17 protein-coding genes are annotated in these 25843 nt (G+C 61.0%); 3 read left to right on the forward strand and 14 right to left on the reverse strand.

Going from position 1 to position 25843, the window contains the following annotated elements:
* Positions 1-45 precede the first annotated feature (45 nt).
* Positions 46-3549: a chromosome segregation protein SMC gene (gene smc / locus IPP35_04325; GenBank protein ID MBL0058330.1), complete on the reverse strand. Its 3504-nt coding sequence runs from the start codon at positions 3547-3549 to the stop codon at positions 46-48.
* Positions 3550-3715: 166 nt separating this feature from the next.
* Complete coding sequence (locus IPP35_04330) at positions 3716-4195, reverse strand: DUF2914 domain-containing protein (protein ID MBL0058331.1); 480 nt, start codon at positions 4193-4195, stop codon at positions 3716-3718.
* Between the two features lie 80 nt (positions 4196-4275).
* On the opposite strand from IPP35_04330, the gene waaF reads away from it, so the two are divergent.
* The 3 genes from waaF (at position 4276) to IPP35_04345 (ending at position 6682) form a co-directional block, all read left to right on the forward strand.
* Positions 4276-5235, forward strand: a complete 960-nt coding sequence (waaF, locus tag IPP35_04335; protein MBL0058332.1) for a lipopolysaccharide heptosyltransferase II — start codon at positions 4276-4278, stop codon at positions 5233-5235.
* A gap of 296 nt (positions 5236-5531) precedes the next feature.
* Entirely contained in the window at positions 5532-6095 is a 564-nt protein-coding gene (locus IPP35_04340; GenBank protein ID MBL0058333.1) for an AAA family ATPase, read from the forward strand.
* Entirely contained in the window at positions 6092-6682 is a 591-nt protein-coding gene (locus IPP35_04345) for a DUF4143 domain-containing protein (protein MBL0058334.1), read from the forward strand. Before IPP35_04340 ends, IPP35_04345 begins: the two co-directional genes overlap by 4 nt.
* Before the next feature lie 158 nt (positions 6683-6840).
* Here the strand turns inward: IPP35_04345 and xseB are convergent, their stop codons facing one another.
* The 12 genes from xseB to IPP35_04405 form a co-directional block, all read right to left on the reverse strand.
* Entirely contained in the window at positions 6841-7062 is a 222-nt protein-coding gene (gene xseB, locus IPP35_04350; GenBank protein MBL0058335.1) for an exodeoxyribonuclease VII small subunit, read from the reverse strand.
* A gap of 1 nt (position 7063) precedes the next feature.
* Positions 7064-8404: an exodeoxyribonuclease VII large subunit gene (gene xseA, locus IPP35_04355; GenBank protein MBL0058336.1), complete on the reverse strand. Its 1341-nt coding sequence runs from the start codon at positions 8402-8404 to the stop codon at positions 7064-7066.
* The gene (locus IPP35_04360) at positions 8401-9192 is read right to left on the reverse strand and encodes a hypothetical protein (protein ID MBL0058337.1); all 792 of its coding nucleotides are present in this window, start codon (positions 9190-9192) and stop codon (positions 8401-8403) included. The genes xseA and IPP35_04360 overlap by 4 nt, the downstream gene beginning before the upstream one ends.
* 322 nt (positions 9193-9514) lie before the next feature.
* Entirely contained in the window at positions 9515-11971 is a 2457-nt protein-coding gene (locus IPP35_04365; protein MBL0058338.1) for a M1 family metallopeptidase, read from the reverse strand.
* On the reverse strand, positions 11968-12729 hold the full coding sequence (locus IPP35_04370; protein MBL0058339.1) for a hypothetical protein: 762 nt from the start codon (positions 12727-12729) through the stop codon (positions 11968-11970). The genes IPP35_04365 and IPP35_04370 overlap by 4 nt, the downstream gene beginning before the upstream one ends.
* Positions 12730-15312 (reverse strand): ATP-dependent chaperone ClpB, encoded by a 2583-nt coding sequence (gene clpB, locus IPP35_04375; protein ID MBL0058340.1) that lies wholly within the window; start codon positions 15310-15312, stop codon positions 12730-12732.
* Between the two features lie 55 nt (positions 15313-15367).
* The gene (locus IPP35_04380) at positions 15368-15922 is read right to left on the reverse strand and encodes an aminoacyl-tRNA hydrolase (GenBank protein ID MBL0058341.1); all 555 of its coding nucleotides are present in this window, start codon (positions 15920-15922) and stop codon (positions 15368-15370) included.
* A gap of 24 nt (positions 15923-15946) precedes the next feature.
* The gene (locus IPP35_04385) at positions 15947-16663 is read right to left on the reverse strand and encodes a 50S ribosomal protein L25 (protein ID MBL0058342.1); all 717 of its coding nucleotides are present in this window, start codon (positions 16661-16663) and stop codon (positions 15947-15949) included.
* A 29-nt stretch (positions 16664-16692) separates the two neighbouring features.
* On the reverse strand, positions 16693-17634 hold the full coding sequence (locus IPP35_04390; GenBank protein MBL0058343.1) for a ribose-phosphate pyrophosphokinase: 942 nt from the start codon (positions 17632-17634) through the stop codon (positions 16693-16695).
* 19 nt (positions 17635-17653) lie between these two features.
* Positions 17654-19195, reverse strand: a complete 1542-nt coding sequence (glmU, locus tag IPP35_04395; protein ID MBL0058344.1) for a bifunctional UDP-N-acetylglucosamine diphosphorylase/glucosamine-1-phosphate N-acetyltransferase GlmU — start codon at positions 19193-19195, stop codon at positions 17654-17656.
* The gene (locus tag IPP35_04400; GenBank protein ID MBL0058345.1) at positions 19110-19565 is read right to left on the reverse strand and encodes a hypothetical protein; all 456 of its coding nucleotides are present in this window, start codon (positions 19563-19565) and stop codon (positions 19110-19112) included. Before IPP35_04400 ends, glmU begins: the two co-directional genes overlap by 86 nt.
* Positions 19566-19956: 391 nt before the next feature.
* Positions 19957-25827: a hypothetical protein gene (locus IPP35_04405; protein ID MBL0058346.1), complete on the reverse strand. Its 5871-nt coding sequence runs from the start codon at positions 25825-25827 to the stop codon at positions 19957-19959.
* Between the last annotated feature and the right edge of the window lie 16 nt (positions 25828-25843).

Below are 25843 nucleotides of genomic sequence, written 5' to 3' on the forward strand. Positions count from 1 at the left end.
CGTCCATGGTCCTCCGCCAAAGGTCAACGGCCCCCGAAGGAAGCCCTACGCCCCGCGGGCGGCGGTGAGGACGGATTCGGGGCTTCTGGCTTCGGGACGCTCGTCCAGATTTTTCAGGCGGGCGGAGAGGATGCGGGAGACCCCTTGGACTTCCATGGTCACGCCGTAGAGCGTGTCGGCGGTTTCCATGGAACGCTTGTTGTGGGTGATCATGATGAACTGGGACTGTTCGGTGAAGGCCTTGATCAGGGTGATGAAGCGCGTCACGTTGGCTTCGTCCAGCGGGGCGTCCACCTCGTCTAAAACGGCGAAGGGAGCGGGCCGCACCATGAAAAAGGCGAAGAGGAGGGCCACGGCGGTCAGGGCTTTCTCTCCGCCGGAGAGCAGGGTGATGTTCATCAACTTTTTTCCCGGCGGTTGGGCGAAAATCTCGACCCCGGAATTGAGGACGTCGGATTCGTCCGTCAGGCGAACGTCGGCCTCTCCCCCCGGGAAGAGCTGGCCGTAAATGTTCTGGAAGTTCTCCCGCACCTTGTCGAAGGTTTCCTTGAAGTTCAGGCGGGTGGAGGCATTGATTTTCTGAATGGTGGTCAGAAGGTCTTCCTTGGCTTTCACCAGGTCCTGTTGTTGGGACAGCAGGAAGTTGTAGCGCTCCTCCAACTGGGCGTGCTCTTCCGGCGCGGCCAGGTTCACGGGGCCCATGGACTCGACCCGCCGGCGAAGTTTTTCCAGTTCGGCGGAAGGCACGGCCTCGGCGGGAACGGGATGGGCTTCCCGGGCCTCGGCCAAGGTGAGGGCGTATTTGTCCTTCAAATGCGTTTCCACGGATTCCCGACGGAACTCGGCGTGGCTGTGTTGCAGTTTTTTCTCGTGGAGCTGGGTTTGCATCTCTTCGGTCTGTTGGCGCAATTCCGAGAGCGCGGTTTGGGCCAGTCCCAAGGCTTCCGCCAAGGAACGGCGGGACCCATGGACAGCTTCCAGCGCCTCGTTGGCGTCCCGGCGGCCGGTCATTAATTCGACGATGGCTCGGGCGGCCTCTTCCTCCACCTTCCGCTGTTCCGCCACCCGTTCGGCCGACCCGGCCCGTTCCTGAACTTTGGATTCAAGGCCGACAGCCAACCCCTGGCTTTCGGATTGAACATCCGCCCATTGTTTTTCCTTCCAGCGGAGCCGCTCTTCGTGGCCGTGGGCGCGCTCCTTGGCAACGGCCAATTCGGAGGACGCCGCGAAGGTCTCGGCCTGGCGTTCCTTCAAGGATTCCTGGACCATGGACCACTCGTTCCTCAGGCGGGTTTCGTCCCCCTTCACGCCCTCCAACAGGGCCTCCAGGGCCTGGGCCGAGGCCCGGGCCTGACCCTCCGTCTGGAGCGCCTTTTCCATTTCCACGTCGATCAAATGGATTTCTTCCGCGTGGAGGGCTCCCTGACCCCGCAGGCGTTCCGCCTCTTGGGCGGCGACGTTGGCCCGAACGCGGACGGATTCCAGCGCGCGCCGCGCGGCTTCCAGGTTCTCCGCGGCGGCGCGTCGGGCGGTCTCGGCTTCGCGGCGCGCCGTCTGGGCGGCTTCCAATCGGGCGGTGAGGGAGGCGATCTCCCGGGACAGATTTTCCCGACGGAGCGCGTCGAAGACGGGTCCGGCGGCGGCGTCCGATCCGCCCTCCAAAACGCCCTCGCCGTAAAGCGCTCCGTCCATAGCGATCCAACCGGAAAGGAGGGTGCGGATGACCGGATCGAAACGGGAGTCCACGCGGACCATGTCCAGGAGGGCCCGTTGGCCCACACCCGCCACCGCGCCGGGAGCGCCCTGGGGAAGACGGTCCAACACCAGAACGCGCGCCCGACCGTGGGAGCCTTTCGCCAAGAAATCAATGGCGGCCCGGGCGTCCTCCAGGGTGTCGGCCACGAGGTCGTTGACGTGGACGCCCAAGGCCCGGCGCACCACCACTTCATCCGCCGTTGAAACGGAAATCAGTCGGCCCACCGGGCCGTGCAAGCCCGGGAGCCCGGCGCCCAAAGCCGCTTGGGTGCCCCGGGCGTAGATATCGGAGGCTTCCCATTCTTCCTGGGCATCCAGCTGGGCCTGAGTGCGAAACAAATCTTCCTGCGAACGGGCCACGGCGGACTGGGTTTCGGTGATCCCGCGATCGCGGGATTCCACGTCCGATTGCGCCGTGCGGACGGCGGTTTCAGCGTCCACCAACGCGGCGGCAGAACCCACGGCATCGGATTCAGCGGCCGCGAGATCGGTCCGCAACTGGGTCAACCGTTCCTCCGCCTTGGCCTTTTCTTTGGCGTGAACCGCCCGCTGGATCTCCAGCCGGGATTCCAAAGACCGCTGGGCCACCAGATCATTGTTAAGCTTGGTCCGATCCTGGGTGTTTTTCCACAAGGCGTCCTGGATTTCCGTCGCCACGTTCTGAACGCTGTTCAGCCGCGCGGCTTTTTCATTGTAGGAGGATTCCGTGGCGGCCAGGGTCCCGGCGGACTGCCGGGCGCTCTCGGCCTCTTGGGCCAAGGCGGCTTGAATCTCTTCGGAAAGTTTGGCCAACTCCTCACGGCGCAGGCGCCCCTGGTTGATTTCGCCGTCCAAAACCAGGTCCCGGTGGGAGATTTCGGCCTGCCGCTCCCGCGCGGTGCTTTGGCGCTGTTCCGCCAGGCTCACGGCGCCGTCGATCTCGGAAAGGCGGCGGTTCATTTCCACCAGCTTTTCCGCCAGCTGGGTCTCCTGCCAACGCAGGTCCGCCAACTCGGCTTCCTTCTGCGCCGTGCCGGAGGTTTTGGCGTGGAGATCGTTGTCCATCATCATCATGGCCTGACGCATGGACTCCATCTGCTCTTCCAACTGTTTCGACTCGTGCAAGGCGTGGGCGATTTCCAGGGATTTGAGGTTGTCCTGGATCTTCTGGTAAGTCCGCGCCTTGCGGACCGCGGCCTCGATCTTGTCCATCTGGTCTTTGGTGAGCGCGATCACGTCCGACAATCGGTCCAAGTCCAACTGGGTGCGCTCGAGGCGCCGAAGCGCTTCCTCCCGGCGGGCCTTGTATTTGGAGACGCCAGCGGCTTCTTCGAACAGTTCACGACGCTCTTCGGGTTTGGCGGAAAGCACGTATTCCACCCGGCCCTGTTCCATGATGGAGTAGCCCTCTTCGCCGATTCCCGTGTCGAGGAAAAGCTCTTTGATGTCTTTCAAACGGCACTGGGTTTTGTTCAAGAAATATTCCGACTCCCCGGACCGGAACAGGCGCCGGGTCACGGTCACTTCAGAGTAGTCGATGGGCAGGCGGTTTTGGGAATTGTCGAACGTCATGGAAACTTCGGAAAGGTTGGAGGGGGCCCGGTTCGCGGAGCCGTTGAAAATCACGTCCGAAAGGACCTTGGAACGGAGGGATTTGGCGCTCATCTCGCCCAAACACCAGCGGAGAGCGTCCACCACGTTGGATTTACCGCACCCGTTGGGGCCCACGATGGCCGTTACGCCTTTTTCGAACTCCAAACGCGTTCGTTCGGCGAAGGATTTGAAACCGACCATCTCAAGGCGTTTTAAGTACATCTTTTACCATCCTTTCTCAATGGGATACCTTTCCTTGCCAGCGCGCCTATTTTACCTTTGAAGGGCTCGAAGTCAAGTAAACTTTTCCGTCCACAGACGGGACGAAAGAAAGCCCCCCGGGCGGCGTGGGGCCGGCCCGGGGGGCTTCGAGAGAATCGATCCGTTATTAAGGCTGGGCGGGAGCGGTTTCCGTGGGGGCCGGGGCGGCCATGTCCTTGGAGACGGTGAACTCCTTGGTGTCGATCACATTCCCGGCTTCGTCCTTCAATTCCACTTTCCAAGCGCCGGGCCAGATCGTTCGATAGCTCCAGGTGGTCCAAGGAGATCCCTTAATCGAAAGGGGAACGGAGGCCGTCTCTTTCCCGTCCAAGGAATAGACATGGTTGACGGTGGTGGGCACCGCGGAGGCCTTCACCCGGGTGAGGAAATAAACGTTCGTCACGGAAGCGTCAAAACTTGCCGCCTCCCCTTGAATCGCGCGGGTCTCCCGGTCCACGCCGGTGCCCAGGGCGGACTTCACGAGTTCCACGCTGGCCGTTGGGGCCACCACTTCGGGGCGGGGGGTCACCGGGGCCGTCATGTCTTCCGCGAACGCCGAAACAAAAAGGCTCATCATAAGTCCAAGAACAGGAATCATTTTTTTCATGGGGGAATCCTCCTTGAATGGGTAAATGAACAGGGGTAGATTAGCAAGAAAACATCAAGAAAACTAGCTAGAATCACCCCATGGCGAAACGAATTTTGGTGCGAGCGCCCAATTGGCTGGGAGACGCCGTCATGGCGACCCCGTTCTTAAAACGCCTGGCCGCGCGGTCGTTGGGATCGGAGGTGGAAGTCCTTGCCAAACCAGGGTTGGCCGATCTTTTTCGGGACGCGCCCGGAGTGAAGAACGTGCTGGTCATCCACTCGGACGATGGTCCGTGGAGCTTATCCCGGCGCCTCCGCGAGCGGAAATATGAAACCGCCTACGTTCTCCCCACTTCGTTTTCCTCGGCGCTCCCCTGTTGGCTGGCGGGAATTCCACACCGCATCGGGTACGCCGGAGACTTCCGGAGCGGTCTTTTGACGGAAGCCCGTCCCTTGGACGAACGGTTCCACTACGTCCGTCGATATTTAGGGTTGCTGGGTGAAACGGGGATGGACGTACACGCGGGTGATTTTTTCGTCCCCCGAGCGACCGAGGAAGAAATGCACCCGGTGCTGGGAACCCTGGGAAGCGGGAAAATCTTGGCCGTCGCGCCGGGGTCCCGAGCCCCCGCCCGCCGCTGGTTTCCGGAACGATTCGCCGGGGTGATCAACGGCCTGGGTCCCGAATGGTCCGACGTCCTCCTTCTGGGTGCGGCGGAAGACCGCCCGGCGGCCGACGAAGTCGCCCGCCTGTCCCGGCGAACCACGCGGAACCTCTGCGGGAGCACTTCGATTCCCGTGGCGGCCGCTCTCCTGGCGCGCGCCTCGGCCTTGCTCACCAATGAATCCGGCCTGATGCACGTGGGCTGGGCCGTCGGCACGCCCCTCGTGGTCGTGGCGGGCCCGTCCAACCCCCGCGTCACGTCCCCCTTCGGCCCCCAAGTGCGGGTCCTTCAAACCACCGAGGTCCCCTGCGTGCCCTGCGTTCGAAACACGTGCTACCGCCCGGAGGAAGATCACATCCTGTGCCTTAAAAAATCACCGTGGAACAGGTTTTAAAATTTACGGTAAGTGGAAATTTATAGCACGCTTTTGGTCTAGGTGTTTTTCTAGTGTGGCGACCTGGGGCACCCAATGAAGCATGCATTTTTTAGTCGCCCAAGGGATGGGGCTACCTTTTTTCAGGACGAGGTCTTCTGGCGGATAATCGCCCGATAAATCGGGCAGCTACAAAAATTTTTTCGGAGCGAGAATCGAACACTGAGCTGGAGGGTTTTGGCGCGGGGGGATATTTCATTTTAACGCCAAAAGGGAACAGGCTCCACTATGGAATCACTATATGGTATCATGCTCCCATGAAGAATAGGCCGTTTTGGCTGAACCTTATTCAAACCGCCTGGAAACGCCGGTCCATCGTGTGGCTTTCTGGTGTCCGCCGATCTGGAAAAACGACGCTTTGTAAAAGTTTGCCGGGTGTGGATTATTATGATTGTGATCTTCCCAGTGTGCGCCGAGCCTTGGGAGACCCGGAAGGTTTCTTGTTGGCACGTCAAGGCAAAACGGTGGTCTTCGATGAAATTCACAGACTGGCCGACCCCTCCGAATTTCTAAAAATAGCGGCGGATCATTTCCCGAACATCCGGGTCCTCGCGACCGGATCATCCTCCCTGGGGGCCGCGGCAAAATTTCGCGATACCCTCACCGGTCGAAAAACGGAAATCTGGCTCACCCCCATGATGTCCTCTGATCTTTCAGACATTGGCCCGGTCGACTTGGACCGACGACTTTGGCAGGGGGGGTTGCCGCCTTTTTTTATTGATTTGAAAGCGGGTGAAGCCGAATTTCAGGAGTGGATGGACTCTTACTGGTCCCGGGATATTTTGGAACTTTTTCGTTTGGAAAGGCGTGATTCCTTTTGAAATTCATGGAACTCTTGTTCGTCTCCAGCGGATCCATATTTGAAGCCAACACCTACGCACGCCCGTGTGAGGTGGACAGAAAAACCATCCAAAATTATCTTCGCGTTTTGGAGGCCACACACACGGCGCATCGGCTGAAACCCTTTCATACCAACCCGAGCGCTGAGATCATTTCCGCCCCAAAAGTGTATGGGTTTGACACCGGCTTTATCGCGTCACTGAAAGGATGGAAAGACCGCCGACAGGAAGACCGAGGGATTTTGTGGGAGCATTATGTTTTGAATGAAATTCACGCCCGCCTTCAAACTCGGCGCATACATTATTGGAGAGACAAAAACGGACACGAAATTGATTTTGTTCTAGCCCCGGCGGGGCGCCCCCCCATGGCCATCGAGTGCAAATGGTCAGGTCGGGATGTGGATCTGAGAGGGATTAAAGCGTTCCACAAGACCTATCCCAAGGCAGATTGCTTCGTTGTCGGGGCCGATATCCATCTCCCTTTTGAGCAGGTGGACGGCTCGTGTCGCGTTCGCTTCGTCGATCTCGAAACCCTGATCAAAACGATCTCGCCATCCATCCGACTGTAACCTGGGATTCCCTGCCTCGTTCAGGCAACGTGACCCCTTTGATTTCGGTGCAATAGCGTCAAAGGCCGCTCGTCCTTCCTTTTTACGTAGGGGGGCGGAATTCAAAACCAAAACAAAAAAAACCGGGTCGTCACTGGGATCGATTTTCGCCTCCCCCTTTACTCTTTTTCTTCCTCCACGGTCTTCTCTAGTTTTTGCATGACGCGTTTGACTTGGAGTTCGGTGTCGCGCAGGCGTTTTTGGCAGAAGTCGATGAGTTCGGCGGCGCGTTTCACCTTTTCCGACAGTTCGTCCACATCGATCTCCCCCTGGTCCAACGCCTCCAATATTTTCTGGAGTTCCGCGTAAGCTTGGGCGTACCCTTCGGCTTTTTTCGTCATATCAGTCCTTTCGGGACGCGAGCACGTTGGCGGTCACGAGACCGTCCGAGAGCCGCGCCTCAATGAATTCCCCCACCCGTACCGAGCGAACGCTTTTGGCGATGCGCCCGCCGGCGTAGATCAGGCTGTATCCCCGCGCCAAAATCCTTCGGGGATCTTTAAACTCGCATTCCTTTTTGAAACCCGCCAGCCGCTCGGATTGAGAGCGGAGGAGCGACCGGGCGCCCCCGCCCAACCGGTCCGGCGCGGCCGACAAACGTTCCCGCACGATCGTCACGTGCCGCCGAGCCGAAGCCCGCAAAAGGTCTTTCCCTCGAGAGAGCGCCTCGAAAAACCCGGCCAAGGCGGTCCCGGTGTTTTCCCGCCAAGCCCGGGCCGCGTCGGTCAAACGTTGGGCCTCGCCCTCCAGCCGATCCCGCGCGGCGTCCCGGACCGAGCGGGCGGATTGGGAAAGGTCAGCCTCAAATTCCCGCGCTCGCTCCACCAGGAATTGGGCCACCGCCGTGGGGGTTTTTCGGCTCGTGTGGGCCACCAGGTCGGCCACCGACAAATCAATCTCGTGCCCGATGCCGGCGAGAACGGGTTTCGGGCAGAGCGCCACCGCCCGGGCGATTTTTTCCTTGTCGAACCAAATCAAGTCCGAGCGGGACCCGCCCCCGCGGATGAGGACGATGACCTCCACCTCCGGGTGCCGCGCCAGGGCCGACAAGGCCCGGACCACGTCATTTTCGGTGTCGGCGCCCTGCATACGCGCGTCGAAAAAATGCAGGCGAAAGGCAAAACCGGAGCTTCGCAGTTCCTCCACGAAATCGTGATAGGCCGCGCTTCCGTCGGAGGTGATCAACCCGATGTCCAGGGGCACGCGGGGGCACGGGGTTTCCCGGTTCTTTTCAAAGAGCCCGGTGCGTTTCAGCGTCTCGATCAATTCCCGGCGGGAACGTTCCATGTCCCCGAGGGTGAAGTGGGGGTCCACGTCCAACACTTTCAGCTGAAGGTTCGCCCGGGGCCAGTAGAAATCGATTTTGCAGAGGAGTTTGACTTGAAGTCCGTCCTGAAACTTCAGGTCGCCGGCCACGGCCTGAAGTTTAGCCCGCACGGCGGCGTGGACGTCGCCCCAGACCAGGGCCTTGATGCCCGCTTTCACGGTGTCCGCGCCGGATTCTTTTTCAATCAACTCGAAATAGATCTGGCCCCACCGCCGCTGACCGGCCTTGGCGGCGTCGCGGTCGTATCCCTGAACCTCGCCCACCATCCAGAAAGCGTCGGAAAATCGCTCTTCCAGCGCGGCGCCGATGGCCCGGTTAACTTGGCTGACGGTGAGGGGAGCGGGGCCCTCGCTCATGGCGCCCGCCGGGACAGGGTCAGGAGCCAGCGCGCCTCCTGGTCCACGTCGGAGGGTTCGTCGTAACCGGCGTTGCCCAGGGGCCGGCCTTCCAACCACCAACGGGCCCCGCGGTTCAACAGGGCGCCGGGCGCCAGTCGGTGCAAAAGGACCAGCAGGCGGCGCAAATTTTCCGGCCCCCCGGCGCCCATCTCGGCGCCGAGACCCGAGAAATCAAAAGCCGACGGCACGGCCCGCCATCGGCCTCCGTCGCCGAAGATATCCAAAAACATCACCCATTCCGTCGCCGTCGTGGTTTGCTGGACTTCCTTGGCTTTTCCCATCCCCACGGGGATGCCCGTCGTGAGCATGATGCCGAGCCCCACCAGTTTCCGCCCACCGGAAACCTCTTCTTTCACCGTCTTGGTGACCATCACGTCTTTACGGAGGCTGGCCACGGAAAGGACCTGCAGGGAGGACAACGGGAGCGGACGGATCGTCGAGGGAATGCCCACCGCCACGTTCATCAGGTCGCCCTCAAACACGGCCCCATGGGCGGAGGAGGGCGGCCCCAACACCGAGACGTCCTTGGTTTCAACGGCCATGGCCGGGAGCCCGGCGGCGCTGGCGGATTGGACCAGGGCCAAAGCTTCCGGCTCGGGAAGATCGCGCCCCAGAAATCCCCAGGAGTGTCGAGCCGTCCGCTGGGCGTCGATCATGGGGATCTTTTGTCGGGCGGCGAAAAAACGGGCCAGGGCGCCCGGGTCGGCCCCCGCGGGGTCGGAGAGAAGAACGGTCCAGTCATTCATTCGATGAGCCTCTTAAGTCTTGAGATTTCCCGCTCCTGCGTGCGCTGATCCTTCCCCAGAGAGTGGAGCGTGCCACCGAGAAAGCCAGCGGGAATCAAGGCTTTGACCTCCCCTTTATCCCCTCCTTGTAAAGGAGGGGAAATAAAAAAACGACGTCGGTCTAAAGGAAAGGCGGGGAGAACCGGGTTGGATCTCAGCCCCCTCCCCTTGCCAAGGGGAGCCCGTCGCAGAGCTCCGGACACCTGGGGCGGCAGAGCCGCTGATTCGGGGTCGGGGAGGGGTGGTTTTGGAAGTTGCGGGACAAAGCCCGCGCCTGCCGCCTCTACCCGACGCGCCTATTTTTCCGAGGTTTTTCTTCCTCCTCGATGCCCTTCTTGAGCTTTTCAACGGCTTCCTGGGCGGAACGGATCAAGCGGCCGTCGCGGTCCCCCGTCGTCAGTTTTTTGAGCGCCGGAATCGCTCGCTCATCCCCGATTTGGGAGAGCCCCCGGACAACCGCCATTTGGACCAAAAGATGGCGATCCTCCAACAACCCGATCAGATGGTTTTGAACGTCTTCGCGGCCGGCTCCGACCTGGGCCAGACAGCGAACGGCCGTCATCCGCCGCGTGTCGGGGACGCCGTAGGCCGTGTGTTTCTTCAACCGGGAAACAAGGTCCGCCGGTTTCAGCGCCGTGAGCGCCTCCAGGGCGCCCGAACGGAGAACGTCGTTCCAGGACTCCATGCCGAGGGCCTGCTCGATGAGCTTCAAGATCAGGGGATCTCCCTGCCGGGCCAGGGCCCGCAGGGACTGGTTGAAGGCGAAATAACTTTTTTCCCCCGCGTGGGTTTCCAGGAGCCGCTCGCGCACCAGGCCTTCCCGGAATTCTCCCAAGGCGTAAAGGATCGCCCGGCGGGCTTTGGGATGTTCCACCTGGCCGTGGGCGGCCAACAGCGCCTGGGCGGCGGCCGGAGTACGAATCTGGCTGAGAGCCTGGGCGATTTCCCCCTGCACGTGCCAAAACGGTTCCGCCAGGAGGGCCTTGGACAAGGCCTCCACCGCCGACGGGCCGGCCGCTTTTCCGAGGGCTTTGGCGGCCTCCGCCCGCCCCAACACGTGGGGGTCCACAGTCAATTGCCGTTTCCACATCTCTTCTGATTTCGGGAAATCCACCTTTTTCAGAATCCAATGGTCCGGATCAAAAAGGGCCACCTCGGGCTCCCGATTCAATTTGAAGCGGAAGAGGTGGGATTTTTTGTCCACCGTCTCCTTGAACCGTTTCTGCTCCCGGCCCATCCAAAACCCGAATTCCACTGGAAGACGGAAGAGAGCCGTTTCACCATTGGTGTTCTGGGTCTGAACCACGCGAACCACGGCCTCCTTTTTTCGCGCGTCCCACCAATAGCGGATTTTGAATTCCGGGTGGCCGGCGCCATAAACCCATTGGTCGAAGAACTTGGAGAGGTTCTTCCCCGTGGCTTTTTCAATGGCGTCCAATAGTTGCCGGGTCTCCACGACTTTTCCCCGGTTTTCCCGAACATAGATCCCGATGGCTTTCCAGAAATCGCGGTCGCCCAGAAGACCCCGAACCATATGGAGCACCCGGGACCCCTTCTCGTAAAGGTGCCGATCGAAGAGGTCGGAGGGTTGTTGGTAAACCTTGGTGACGATGGCGCGGCGGTAATGGTCCCGGTCCTCCTCGAAATAGATTTCCCCGTTCTGGTAAAGCTCCACGGCGAATTCATCGGCGCCCTTGTCGTGCTCGGTGAAGAGGGCCTCGAAGTAGGTGGCGAAACTCTCGTTTAACCAGGCATGGGACCAGTCCCGGCACGTCAGGAGGTCGCCGAACCATTGGTGCGCGAGTTCATGGGCCACCAGCGGGTCGGAAGAAAAGTCCAGGTGGGCCCGTTCGTCGTGCAAGGTCAGGGCCGTTTGGGTCGTGGCGCTGGTATTTTCCATGCCCCCATAAATGAAATCCACCGCCGCCACTTGGGCGTATTTCGGGTAGGCGTAGGGCACCCCGATTTTTTTTGAAAAGAATTCCATCATTTTCGGCGTCTTGCCGAAGGCCCGGCGGGCGTCTTCCTCCCGTCCTTTTGGCACGTAGTAGAGAACGGGTTTTCCGCGCCACAGGTCCTTGATCTCCGCGAATTCTCCAACGGCGAGAGTCACGAGGTACGTGGCGTGGGGGATCTCTTGTTTCCAATGGAACAGGGTATCCCGGCCCCGGGAGGATTTCCGAACCAGTCGTCCGTTGGAGACGGCGGTGAACCCCCGCGGCACGCGGACGATCATTTCCGTGGTCGTGCGATCCTGGGGAGCGTCGTGGCAGGGAAACCAATACCGCGCGTATTCGTCTTCCCCTTGGGTCCAGACCTGGACGGGTTTTTTGGGATAGCCGCGGTCCGGCCTGATGAAATAGAGACCGAGCTTGGGCCGGGTGACTTTGTACTCCACCGCGATGTCCAACCGGGCCCCGCGCCGCACGGGCGAGGGCAGATGAACCGTCAGTTTTTTATCGTCGTAGTCAAAGCGGAGCGCCCGCCCCCGACTCCGGACCGAACCGATGCCAAAGTGCACGGCGTCAAAAACCATGCGGTCCGCGCCGTCGGCCAAGGCCCGGAGGGTCGTGGTGCACACGCCGCGCAATCGTTGGCCGGGGATATCCAACCGAAGATCCAGCCGAATGTGTTCCGTGTCGAAAGTGCGATCCGGGGCATACTGGGGCTCGGACCCCTTCAACGTAAACCGGCCGTCCAGCCGGCCCGATCGCTTGCATTCAAAAAGGTTTTCCATCATTTCAATGTTTCTCCTTGGGGGTCCTCATGGGTCGAAGCCGCAAAGACGGCGTCATCCAGATAAGAGTTGTAAACAACGGCGTTCGCGCGCAAGACTTCCATGCGCTGGCCCGCCGCGTTGAACCGGGTCCATTGGGCCGCCGTGTTCAATAGGTTCTGCCGAAGCTCGTGGTCTTCCAACAAAAAACTTCCAGCGCCGTCGTTGGCGCCAAAGCGTACCCCGCGTAGACGGGGCACGTCCGTGTCCAGGAGCAGAACTACCGGGGCGTCCACAGGAATTCCCTGGTCCGGTTTCAGATCCAGTTCGATCCGGCGCACGAGCCGTGTTTGAAAATAGGCGGATCCCAAATAGCGCGAACCGGAAGAGGATGCCGAGAGGGTGAAGGGAGCCATGAGCCAAAAAACCCGGAGCCGGGCGTCCGACACCCGGGCGTCGCGGGTGGCCGGGTCCGACACCGGAATCCCGTCCTTTAGGACGAAAGGAGCCGAACCGGTCCAAACGGTCCAGCGCCCCTCCGGCGTCTCCAGGTCCTCCCGGATCTGAAAGCCGTTTCCCGCGCGCCTCAACCGCTGGCGGCCCCGCCAGGTCACCACCCCGCCCGGCGATGGCCGCGCCATGGAAAAAGACCAATCCACGGTTTCCACGCGATCGTAGCGAACCCCGCCCCCCGCGTCTTTCAAACAGTCGTTGAAATAATCCGGTGTTTTGGCCGCCAGGAGGAGGACCGCCGCCAAAGGCCAACACCCGGATCGAGACATTTACTTCTTTCCGGCCGTTCGGAAATGGAGGGAACCGTCCTTGGCCGCGTCCACCTCGACGGTTTCGCCGTCGCGGAACTCGCCGGCCAATATTTTTCGGGCGAGCGGGTCGATCACCTCTTTTTGCAGGGCGCGTTTGAGGGGGCGCGCGCCATAGTCCGGGTCGAACCCGTCTTTGGCCAGGGCGGCTTTGGCGGCGGGCGTGAGGCGGATCGTCATCCGGCGCTCCGCCATCCGTTTCTGCAGTTGGGCCACCTGAATGTCCACGATGTGGGCGATCTGGGCCTCGGTCAGGCGGGAGAAAATCAACACCTCGTCGATGCGGTTCAAGAATTCCGGGCGGAAGTGGCCCCGCAAGGCGTCCATCACCTTCACCCGGGCCTCGGCGTCGGAGGTGGCGTCGGTCAGCCACTGGCTTCCGATATTGGAGGTCATAACGACCACCGTGTTTTTAAAATCCACCGTTCGCCCCTGTCCGTCCGTCAGGCGGCCGTCGTCCAAGATCTGGAGAAGGATGTTGAAAACGTCCGCGTGCGCCTTTTCGATTTCGTCCAAAAGGAGCACGGCGTAGGGGCGCCGCCGCACGGCTTCCGTCAGCTGGCCCCCCTCCTCATACCCCACGTAGCCGGGAGGGGCGCCGATCAGCCGGGCCACCGCGTGCTTCTCCATGTATTCCGACATATCCAGCCGCACCAGGGCGCGCTCGTCGTCGAAAAGGAATTCCGCCAGAGCCCGGGCCAATTCCGTCTTGCCCACGCCCGTGGGTCCGAGGAAAATGAAAGAGCCCATGGGCCGGTGCGGATCCGCGAGACCTGAACGGCTCCGCCGAATGGCGTCGGACACGGCGCGCACGGCCTCGTCTTGGCCCACCACCCGGTCGTGAAGTTTGTCCTCCATTTTGAGGAGTTTGGCCACTTCGCCTTCCAGCATGCGGGAGACCGGAATGCCGGTCCATTTGGCCACCACTTGGGCAATGTCTTCTTCATCCACCGCTTCCTTCAGCATGGCGGTGTCTTTTTGAATGCCCGCCAAGCGGTCCTGGGCGGCCTTCATCTCTTTTTCCAGGGCCGGCATTTTCCCATATCGAAGTTCCGCCGCTTTCCCCAGGTCGCCGGACCGTTCCGCCTTTTGCTCTTCCCGGCGAACGTCTTCCAGCTTCTCCTTGGCTTCTCGGATGCGGGAAAGGCCGGCCTTCTCCGCTTCCCAATGTTTCTTCATCAGGTCGGACTTCTTGGCCAGTTCCCCCAGTTCCTTTTCCAGTTTCGCCAGACGCTCCCGGCTAGCCGGGTCCTCTTCCTTTTGCAGGGCCCGGCGTTCAATCTCCAGCTGGCGGCGCCGCCGTTCCACCTCGTCCAATTCCACGGGCATGGAATCCATTTCCATGCGGAGACGGCTGGAGGCTTCGTCCATCAGGTCGATGGCTTTGTCGGGAAGGAATCGGTCGGCGATATATCGGTCGGACAGGGTGGCGGCCGCCACCAGGGCGCCGTCGGTGATGCGGACGCCGTGGTGCAGTTCATAGCGTTCCTTCAGGCCCCGGAGGATCGCGATGGACTGTTCCACCGTGGGTGCCCCCACCACGATGGGCTGGAAGCGGCGTTCCAGGGCCGGGTCTTTTTCGATGTGTTTGCGGTATTCGTCCAGGGTCGTGGCGCCCACGCACCGGAGTTCCCCCCGGGCGAGCATGGGTTTCAGGAGGTTGGCCGCGTCCACAGCCCCTTCGGCGGCCCCCGCTCCCACCAGCGTGTGAAGTTCGTCGATGAACAGGATGATCTTTCCCTGGGCGTCGACGATTTCTTTCAGCACCGCCTTCAGCCGGTCTTCAAATTCGCCCCGGTATTTGGCCCCGGCGATGAGCGCGCCCAGGTCCAGGGCCAACACGCGTTTGGACTTGAGTCCCTCCGGCACGTCCCCGGACACCACCCGTTGGGCGAGCCCTTCGACGATGGCGGTCTTGCCCACGCCGGGCTCTCCGATCAAAACCGGATTGTTCTTGGTCCGGCGGGAAAGGACCTGGATCACCCGCCGGATTTCCTCGTCGCGGCCGATCACCGGATCGAGCTTTCCGGCCCGGGCGGCTTCGGTCAAATCCCGGCCGTATTTTTCCAGGGCTTGGTATTTCGCTTCGGGGTTTTCGTCGGTCACGCGGTGGGATCCTCGCAGGTCGGTCAGGGTCTGGAGCACCCGGTCCCGCTGGAGCCCTTGGGCCCGGAGAAGGGCCGCCGTCGGGTCTCCAGGAAGGTTCAGGATCGCCAGGAGGAGGTGTTCCGTCGAAATGAATTCGTCCTGAAACGCCTTGGCCTCGGTCTCGGCGTTGGCGGCCGCCGCGCGGAACGCCGCGGAGGCGGAAAGCTGGACGTTCCCGGTCACCTCGGGGATTTTGTCCAATTCCGCTGAGAGCAGGGGCCGAAGCCTCGCCAGGGAGATCCCGGATTTCTCCAACACCGAGGGAACGATGTTCTCGGGAACGTCGAGCAATGCCGAGAGCAGATGCGCCACCTCCACCCGGGCGTGGTGGCGCTTCTCGGCCAAGGAAGTGGCTTCTTGAAGGGCGTCTTGGCCTTTCTGGGTGAATTTCAACATGGAGGAAAGACCCGCCGGTCAGCCCCAACGCCGAACAACGCCGGGTCGAGCGGGGTCAACCGGGGAGGCCGTTGAAATGGTTCATGGCCGTTTCCAACCCCTCGACCAAGACCGCGTTCAGGGCGTCGGCGCCGAGTTCCCCCAACTCCGCCAAACGCTCCGCGTCCACCTTCTTGAGAACGAAATCTTTGGGGTCCATCCCCGGAGGGACGGGGCCCACCCCGATCCGAAGGCGGGCGATGTCCTCGATGTTGAAAGCCTGGAGAACGGAATCCAGTCCGTTGTGCCCGCCGGAACTGCCCTTCCGCCGAATGCGGATCCGCCCCCAGGGAAGGGCGAAGTCGTCGCATACCACCAGGAGTTCCGCGGCCGGAATATGCCACCAGGCGGTGGCCCACAGCACGTTGTTTCCGGAGAGGTTCATCAGCGTTTTCGGCTTGGCGAAACGCACGTCGCCCTTCAGGGCGGCGTGAAGCTTGTCTTTTTCGTCTTTCCAGGTCAGCTTGAGCCGACGAGCCAAAACGTCGAGCGCATGGAACCCGATGTTGTGAGGCGTGTGGTCGTACTTTTTCTCGTCGTTCCCGAGCCCCACCACCAAGCGTGGAATCATCGGCCCATCTCCTAGGGGGAAAAGTTACTTCTTCTCCTTGGCGGCGGGGGCGGCGGGAGCCTTGGCTCCGGCGGGCGCCTTGGCGCCGGCCGCGGCTTCCTCGCCTTCTTCGGGCTTCTTGCCTTTGGCGATCACTTCGGGTTCCGTCCCAGCCGCGGCGGCCACCGGCGTGGGGGCCACTTCTTCGGCGGCGGGCGCCACGATATTGACCACCAGACCTTCCCGATCGTTCAAGATCTCGACGCCTTTCGGCAGGACCAGGTCTTTCACCTTGATGCCTTGGTTCAGTTGAAGTTGGGAGACGTCCACCGGAAGCCCGTCGGGGATGTCGGTGGGAAGACAGCGCACCCGGAGGTTCCGAAGGATGTGCTCCAAAATGCCTCCGCCCACTTTGACGCCGGGGGCTTCCCCCGTGACGTGGAGAGGGATATTGACTTCGAGCAGGGCCGTCATTGAAATCCGCTGGAAATCCACATGGATGATGTCGTGGGTCAGAATGTCCCGCTGGACTTCTTTCAGGAGCACCACCTCCGCGCCCGAGCCCACCTTGAGGTTCATGAGCACGTTGATCCCGTGCCCCTTCAGGACTTGAACCAGATTTTTCACGTTAACGACCAGGTTCATCGGCTCATTTTTTCCGCCGTAGACCACGGCCGGGATGTTCCCGTCCTGACGGAGTTTGTGCAGGGTGCCTTTCGATGTCAAATCGCGCTTTTCGGCGCCAAGTTCAATGGTCTTCATGGGATATACCTCGCTTGATTTCTAAAGTGTTAAACGAACAACTCGCTGATGGACCGCTCGAAATGGATCCGTTGGATGGCTTCGGCCAGGAGCGGCGCCACCGAAAGGACCCGGATTTTTCGGGAATCTTTCTGGTTCAGGGGAATGCTGTTGGTGATCACCAATTCCTCCACGGGCGAAGCGTTCAGCCGATCGATGGCCGGGCCCGCCAAAACGCCGTGGGCGGCCGCGGCCAGAACGCGGGTCGCGCCGGAATCTTTCAACGCTTGGGCCGCCTTCACCAGGGTCCCGCCCGTGTCCACCAAATCGTCGATGATGAGCGCGACCTTTCCCTTCACGTCTCCCACCACGTGCATGACGTTGGCTTCCCGCGGGGAAATCCGCCGCTTGTCGATGATGGCGAGGCCGGACTCCAACCGTTTGGCAAACGCCCGCGCGCGCTCGACGCCCCCGGCGTCCGGCGAGACCACCACCAGCGTCTCCGGAGGAATTTTCTTTTTTTGGAAGTGGCCCACGAGCACCGGGTTCGCGTAGAGATGGTCCACGGGGATATCAAAGAAACCCTGGATCTGGCCCGCGTGAAGGTCCATGGTGAGGACGCGGTCGATTCCCGCGGCGCGGATGATGTTGGAAACCAGTTTCGCCGAAATCGGAACCCGGGGTTCGGCCTTCCGGTCCTGCCGGCCGTAACCAAAATACGGCATGACGGCCGTGATCCGCCACGCCGAAGCGCGGCGCAGGGCGTCCACCATCAACAAAAGCTCCATCAAATTGTCGTTGGCCGGATAGCTCGTGGGCTGGATGATGAAACAATCGGCCCCGCGCACGTTCTCCGTGATCTTGACCTCGACTTCCCCGTCCGGAAAACGCCCGACGCTGGCCTGACCGAGTTTGGTCTTTAACACGCCCGCAATTTCTTTCGCCAACGCCGGATGGGCGTTGCCCGTGAAAAGTTTGAGTGGTGCGACCATGGGATTCTCGCCTCGTTTTTTAACCATGTGATGGACTCGATTTCCTCGTCCGCTTTGATTTGGCCCATCCCCGCTTGACGACCGCCGGAGCGCGCTCGAGAGCGAGCGCCTGGGCCGGAACGTCCCGCGTGAGAGTGGACCCCGCGCCGACCACGGCGCCCGCCCCCACCCGCAAGGGAGCGACTAAATTCACGTTGGAGCCGATGAAGGCCCCTCGACCGATCACCGTCCGGTGCTTCTGAACGCCGTCGTAGTTGCAGGTGATCACGCCCGCCCCCACGTTGACTTGGGGCCCCACCGTCGCGTCCCCCAGATAACTTAAATGGTTGACCTTGGCGCCGGCGCCCAGCCGGGTCTTCTTGATTTCCACAAAATTTCCCACATGGGCGTCCCGCCCGATCACCGCCCCCGGCCGCAGTCGGGAAAAGGGTCCCACCCGAGCCCCGCTTTCCACCCGAGCTCCCTCGCCAAAACTGGCTTCCAGACGAACGCCGTCGGCCACCACGCAATCCTGAAGGCGGGTCATGGGACCGATGCGGCAATTCCGGCCGATCCGGGTGGCCCCCGCTAAAAACGTCTGGGGTTCAATCACCGTGTCTCGCCCGACCCGCACCGACTCTTCCACGAAGGTCGTCGCCGGATCCACCACGGTCACGCCCGCGTCCATCAAACGGTCCAACAGGCGCCCGTTGATCCGCCGCCCGGCCTCGGCCAGTTCCCGGCGGTTGTTCACGCCCAAAATTTCGTCCCCGTCCGACAAACGCAGGGCCCCCACGGAGCGACTCCGTCCCACCAAAAATCCAATCACATCCGTCAGGTAATATTCGCCCTTGGCGTTGTTGGGGCGAAGGCGCCGCAGTCCCTCCAACAGGTCTCGAATTCGAAAACAGTAGGTCCCGGAGTTGATCTCTCGGATGGACTGCTCTTCCACCGAAGCGTCGCGTTGTTCCACGATGGCGGCCGGTCGGCCGTCCGGCCCGCGGCGAATCCGCCCGTAGCCCGCTGGGTCCGGAACCTCAGCGGTCAAGAGCGTCGCCGCGTTTTTCTCTCGACGATGAACCCGGGTCAGGGCCCGCAAAGACTCGGTGCGGACCAGAGGCGCGTCCCCGCAGAGAACCAAGACGCTCCCGCCTCGACTCGCCAGCCATCGCGCGGCCGGCCGCACCGCATCGCCGGACCCGCGCCTTTCTTTCTGAATAAAAAAAGCCAGACCTTTTCGGCCGGACAACCGCTCTTTCACTCTCTCGGCGCCGCGTCCCAGGACGATCCCGACGGCGCCCCCCAGGGGCGCGACGGCGTCCAACACATGCTCCACCAAGGCTTTTCCGGCCAGCGAGTGAAGAACCTTTGGCAAATCGGACTTCATCCGGGTGCCTTCCCCGGCGGCGAGGATGAGAATACTATTGGATGTCAACGAGGTCCACGAACCACAAGGTTCAAACAGAGCGATTTTAGCACACTTTCCCGCCGGATGACTAGAGGGTGGGACCCGCGGGCGGAGCGGGCACCGGCGGTGCCGGGGAAGCCCCCTCTTCCCCCACGGCCCGAACCCGGACCACATAGTAAGAAGTCTCCCCGAAAATCTTAGGGGGCACGCCGCGGTGTTGGTCGTAGCTTAACACGACGCGTTGTCCCATGGTGCCTTCAATGGAGGGAACGACTTTTTCATCACGCACCGTGAAGAAAAAGATCTCCGGCATGGCGCCGGGCAGGTTGACCATGGCCAGTTCCCCTTCCCAGGTTTTAAAGATCCAGCCGCGCTTGGAAAACTTTTGGACGAACCCGGCCCGTTCTCCGCTGGAATAGACGAAGCGGAGCGCCCCCCAGGCCCAAAGAGCGATTCCGAGAACCGCCAACCCACAGGCCATCAGGCTCCATTTAATAAGAGACCGTTTTATTTTCTGTCCCAACGTGCGTCCCGTCTGTGCCATGGATGTGTCCATAAAAACCTCGCTCTGAAGGGAATGGGCGGCGCCGGACTGAGGCCCGCGGAAAGATTCTACCTGATTTTTAAACCGTCTTGTAACTGCTCAGCGGCAGACCCGGCGATGAGGCGTGGCCGTGTTAAGAAGCGGAGAAACTGTTTTTTCCCCCTCCTTCGCAAGGAGGGGGAAGGGGAAGGTTCCATTGATTTTCAGTCTACGGCAAATCCCCCCAGCCCCCCTTTTTCCGAAGGGGGGAGAAAAAGGGACCTGGGATATTCCCCCCTTTCCTAAAGGGGGGCTGGGGGGATTTGCTGTGAAAAATTTCAGGGCGGAAATGTCCGCCTTTTGAGCCGTTACCCCCTCCTCCGGGAAACAGCGCTCAGAAAAAGATCGGAAATTAAGCCGCGGAGGAGATCGCCCGAGCCAAACGGTCAATCTGTTTCAGATCGCCCTTTTGAACGGGGACGGCCTTCAGTTGATCGAGGATGAAAACGAGGGCGTTTTCAAAGAGCCCTGAAGCGGAGCCGTTCCAATCAATCTCAAGCGCGGGAGGCACCAACAACACACACCCGGTGAAATGCCTGGCCCGAAGATCGGCCGGGACGCTTCTTTCCACCGCGCTCAAGGCCATCCGGAGCCCCTGGGAGTCCCGGATGACGGAGGAGGACGCGTCGACCCAGCGGACCCGTTCGGACCCGTTCCGTTGCTCCCTCCACGAATCCGCAGCGCGCCGGGCCTCAGGATCCAACGCCATCACCGTCATCTCGTTTTCGCCCCGGCCGTTGATCCGCGACCATTCGCCGATCAAAGAGGGCAGGTTCCCAGCGTTTTCCTTGGTCAGAAGAAGAATATCCAACCGACGGTCTTGGACGCGGCCCGCTGGCACCGCCTCCCCGAAATTCAGGGAGCGAGCGCTCCAGAAGCCCTCCAGAAGGAGCCGCCGCGCCGTTGGAAAATCAAGTCCCAGAGGGCCCGTTCCTTTCCTCAAGGAGTCCAACCAAAGACGGTCTTCCAGGCGCCCCCGCAAATGTTCCTCCCCCAAACCCAAAAGGAGTTCCCGGCCCGCGAGGATGGCCTTGATCTCCTCGGCCGCCGCAGGTCGATTTCCTCTTCGTCGCTCGATTAAAGACGCCAGGGCCTTTGCCACCACGGAGACCTGGTCGGAGGCGGAACTTTCCCCACCCCGGTCCATGGCGAGCCCGGGTTCGGGCCCCTCCGAATAGCCCGGTGGGTGGCGCACGACGAAAAGGTTGGTGTCCATCTTTGCATCGGTTCGAACGCGAACCTCCATCACCCGCGGAGCGGGATGCACACCCCCTTTGATCAAGGGAAACCCCGCGTTCGGGTCATAGTTTCCCGCGGTCGCCAACGCAGACTCAACAATGGGGTTGCCCATCCCGTCCGTTTGTTCCATGTTCCACAACAAAGCGGAAGCCCCCGGTTTCAACAACCGGGGGAGGGCGTTGGCCAACGTGCGGAGAACGCTGTAACCGGCACCGTCAAACAACTCGGAGGGCGCGCGGTTTTGCGGATCCAACGACGCTTCCGTTTTGGAATAAGACGGCATATTCCAGAGCACGAGGTCGAACTTCACTGGATCGCCCTCCGGGTCGCCATTCTTTCGGGCCAACGGTTGACCCTGGGGACCCCACACCAGCCAAAGTTTTCCCTCCGAGTCCGCGGCGTTGTTCAGTTGGAAGGTTCGAAGGCGATGTTCCATCCCATGGAGACGGAACACATAGCGGGTGTTCTCCAAGGCTAAAGGATTAATGTCCGCCGCCCATATCTCGCCGGCGGTATGCCGGGCCGCGATCAGCGAATCAAAACCGGAACCCGCTCCCAGGACCAACGTTCGAGACCCAGCCCCCTGGGGCCAGTTGAACAATCGGTCTTCGGTCGCCCGCAGGGCGCGGTAATACACGAGGTCCATGTATTGCACCCGAAAGTCCCACGTCGCCGGAGCAAAAACGCCCGGAAAAACGGGAAACAAATATTCCATAAAATCGGAAAGGCGCCCCGCTCCCTTCTCAGGGCCCCGGCGATCCGCGCTGTTCATGAGGCTCACCAGTCGAACGTTCGGCCCGGACGAATTCTCCAGAAGAACCTCGACATATTGGGAGCCGGAAAATTTCCGACGCCCGATTTTCATCAGCTGGTTCCGGCTGGAGATGGCCACCGGGAAAATATCGTCCCAAGAGTTTTGAAAGATCTGGGGAGAGCCCCCCTTCCTCCATCGTCCCATGGGAAAATGGAAATCCAACAAATCCATGTAGAGCCACTCTCGACGGCCCTCCACGACAGGCGAGATCCCGGCCACCCAGCCTTGATCGTTCACGAAAAGATCCAAAACGGTGGCCACTTTTCCCTTTCCGATCAGCGTTCCCATCTCGCGTTGAAAGCTTTGGAGGGGCGTCAGAATCTGCTCCTTTTCCGGCACGTCGGCCAAATGAACCCGCGCCACCCATCCCGCCCATTGTTCCTCGGGAACGACGTCGACCTGGCATTCGGAAACCTCGCCGAAAATCGCCGTGAGAAAGGTCCGCGCGGGTGTTTCTTCAGGAAGTCCCGCCAGGACGTCGGAAAGGGTCTTCGGCGGCCGATGACCGGGCGGGAGCGCGCCGGAATCCCAAAGAGGTCCGGCGGTGACGGCCAGGAGGGAGGAAAGAGCGCCCGCCTCCCCCCGCCCCCGCCAGATCAACACCGTCAAGAGCAACGCCACAAAAATGCCTGAAAGAGGAACCACCATTTTCTTGAAAAAACGGCGAGCGCCGGGATCCGTCCACAGGACGGCGCTGAACAGGGCCAACGCGCCCAAGGCGGGTTGGACCCACCATAAGAAGGCGAGGCCCAAAGCCACGGGCCCCAGATCGTTCAAGCGGCCGTTGGATCGACCCGGTTCCTCCCAGGAACGAACGAGAGTCAAAGCCAACTCTTCCACCTCTTCGGGCGGAGCATGAATGCTTTGAACCGCCAGGCGGATCCTCGCCCCAAGGGTGGGGTCCACCGCGGCGCGACCATCCGCTTTCCATCCCTTGACCAGGGCGGCGGGGTTGTTGGCGCCATCGGCCAGAACCGAAAATTGGGCGTGGTCCAGGAGATAAAAACGAGATGGGTCATCGATCACATACGCTCTCCCAAACTCCGAGAAAGCCCATTCGTTTTCAAAATTCTTTGGAACCAGAGGATCGACCTCCTCTCCTTTTTTTGGAACCCCGGCGATTTTGTCGGCGACAAAAATTCGAATTCGTCCATTCGTGGGGACCAACAACAAATTAAAGCTGTGTCCTTTGGCGGTGATCGCCTGGACGGCGAGGTGGGCCTGGAGAGCTAAGGCGTCCTTATGGTTTTCATCGGCTTCCAACACAAGGCCCGTGCCCAACCCGTCATCGACGACGGAAACGGTGACGGTCCCGGCCCGGCCCACCTCCCGAGTGGGGGCCCGCTCGAGAGGAAAAGGAAATCGAAGGAAATGCGCGTGCGCTTGGTTTTGGGAGGCGCCCGCTTTGAAATGATCGCCGTAGAACCACCCATTGATGGCGCCCCGGACCCCTTCTTTCCCTTGCAGATCATCCGAGGCGTTGATTTCCCCCAAAGCCTCAAGGACATCCCTAATGGCTTCCTTGGAATCCATGAAGGTTTGCGGAACGTTCCCGTCCCCTCGGGAAAAGATCGCGTGGTAAAACTGGTCGAGGGGTCCATGGGTGGAGTCGTAGGGCCAGATGGGAAAGGGGTTGCAGGTGAACCACCAGACGCGATCCCCCTGGGAGCGCCATCGCAACCACATCTCTTTCCCGAAATGGTCCTTGATGTAGTCCGGCTGGAGAACGTACATGGCCGGATTTTCTTCCGCTTTACGGCGCGGAGTCCGCGCGTCCGCCACCGACGGGCCCGCCCCCCCCAACCCCGGACGTTTGGCGCGATCGGTGTTTTGAATGGCGACCATCGATGCGCCGCGCAAGTTTTCAGGCGTGGGGTTGTGTCTCACCCCCACCCCGCCTTGAGGATCGAAAACGGCGTAATCGACAAGGTTCCCATCCTCTTCAATCGTGATGAAATGGGTCGGTTCCGGGTTTCCTTCCGTGTCCTTCGCGCTATCGAACCCGCCGTTGATTTGGCGTTCTTCCTTGAAAAGTTCTTTCAGGCTCTTGAAGAGGTCGTGTCCCGCCGCGCGTTCCCGGGGATGAACAAAAACATTTCCCTCCCGAAATTCAAAGGCGAGGTTCCCTTCCTTCGCTCCGTTCCGAAGGACCTCCCACAGGCGCGGGTCAAACCGCATCCGCCACCGGTAGGGCCATTGCAACCAGAGGGCCGTGAGGGGAACCCGAAGTTTTTCGCCCAAGGTGCCCAGCCAACTTCGTTTCCCCGGGATCAGAGCATCGGATTGAAGTCCGTCCGGTTGCAGTCGGAAAGAAACGGTGCCCAGAGCGAGACCCTCCTTCGACAGACCGACGTCGGCGGCGCCGGCGGACTTGTCCGCGGCGGTTTGAGCGTCCACCGGAAGACCGAAAGTATGGTTGACCTTTTTTTCATCCGCGAAATCGGCCGGTCCGTTGGCGATTTCTTCGGCCGCATTCACAGCCGCGGCCGCGGCGGGAAGCGCCGTCGCCGCGATCGGCGGCGGGGCCAGGAAAAGTTTTTCTCCCGAAAAGAGTTTGTCGAGCGGGGTTTTCTCCCGTGTGAAAACGGAGAGCGCCGGGGTCCCCTGAACGGAATCGATCCGGGGGACGAAACGGATGACGGCGCACCCCGCTTCCGTCAGCCGCCGGGTGAGCCCCGGGGAGTGGAAACCGCCCGTAACCAAAAGGAATACGGGGGCCCCGGCGGTCCCTTGCGCCGACAGGAGATTCCGGGCCATGGCCTCGTCCCGAGCCTGAGCCTCGATGTAAAAGTTTTCGAAGAGCTTAAGATCAAGAGAACCTTCGCCCGCGCTCAGGGCGCGGTAATCCTCCCACTCAGCGGGGGATAAAGAAAAATCGACCAGTTTCGTCTGCAGGGAGAGACGTCTGGATTGCCTAACAAGAAAGCGCTCCCGCGAAGAGGTCGTGAGAGAACCGTAGATCTCCGATTCGGACCGTTCCAAATCCCGATAGAGATCCTCGGCGTCGATCCGGTCCGCCTCAAGGACATAGCGAACGTAACGGTCCAGCGCCGGGTAACGGGAAAACGCGACCCCGTGCTTCCCGCAGAGATCCCTCACGTATCCATAGAACTCACCGTAGCGGGTGCGGGCCAACCGATAGGAGGCGCTTCTTTGGCTGAGTTCCTCCAATTCATCGGGAGAGAGAACGCGAACCAAACGATCGATCACTTCCCCCCGTTCCCGTTCCACCTTTTGGAAATCCAAGGATTCTTCCAAAACCAGGGCGCTTAGATATTTTTCAATCGAGGTTGGAACCTGTCCCCCTCTGGCCGCCGCGATCGCTCTAACGTAATCGCTCAGGGAACCGTTCCTTTCCCTGAACCGTTGAACCGCCTGGTCAAAGGCTTTAAGGGAGGAATGAAAAACGGTCGCTTTTTCCGCTTCCAACTCAACCCGAAGCCCAGCCAGAATTGCTTTCATGTCCGCCGCCCGAGACTCGGACCGCCGATAGGCTTCCACGTTCAGTCGATAATGGATCGGATCATCGACGCCGACGAGGGGGACCGACGTGCGGGCGAGCACGGCGCCATGAACAGGACCTGAGATTTCGCCATTTTTGAGGAGGAAATCCGCCGCCAAACCGATGGCCTTCCTATTCGGGTAGGTCCGAAAGGGGTTCAGGCCCAAGGGAGCGAAGCCTCCCTCCAGAGCCACACCCCCGACTCGCCCATGGGAAAGGAGATCCTGAACCGTCCGACTGATGTTGAGTTGGGCTTCCGCGTTTAAATGGATGTCCTGGATGTGGAGAACGATGGGCGCGGAGGGGGCCCCCTTTGAAGGAAGCGAAACCTTTCGAATCGAACCGAACCCATTGGAAAGAGAGGAGAGAAGCCCACGGTGACGAATGAGAAAAGAGGGAGGCAGACCCTCCGTGACAAAGGCGGGGGGCGAAGAAGCGAGGGCAACCGAGGCCGCCAAGGGCAAAACAGCCCAAGGATCGAGCCCCTTCGCCCCCTCAGAAACCCGGAGCGAGGCGGAGGCCAATGACACGGAGGCCGGACGGTTTCTCGAGCGCCGCCGCTCCGCCCAAAAAGAAGATTCCGGAACATGGGCGAACAGGGTCTGGGTTCCGAAATACGAAACAGCGATGCCCGCCGCCAACAACCGGGAGAACCCTTTTCCATTCATTGGCACAAACTTTAGC

The organism is Elusimicrobiota bacterium (genome assembly GCA_016721625.1).
Classification (GTDB): domain Bacteria; phylum Elusimicrobiota; class Elusimicrobia; order FEN-1173; family FEN-1173; genus JADKHR01.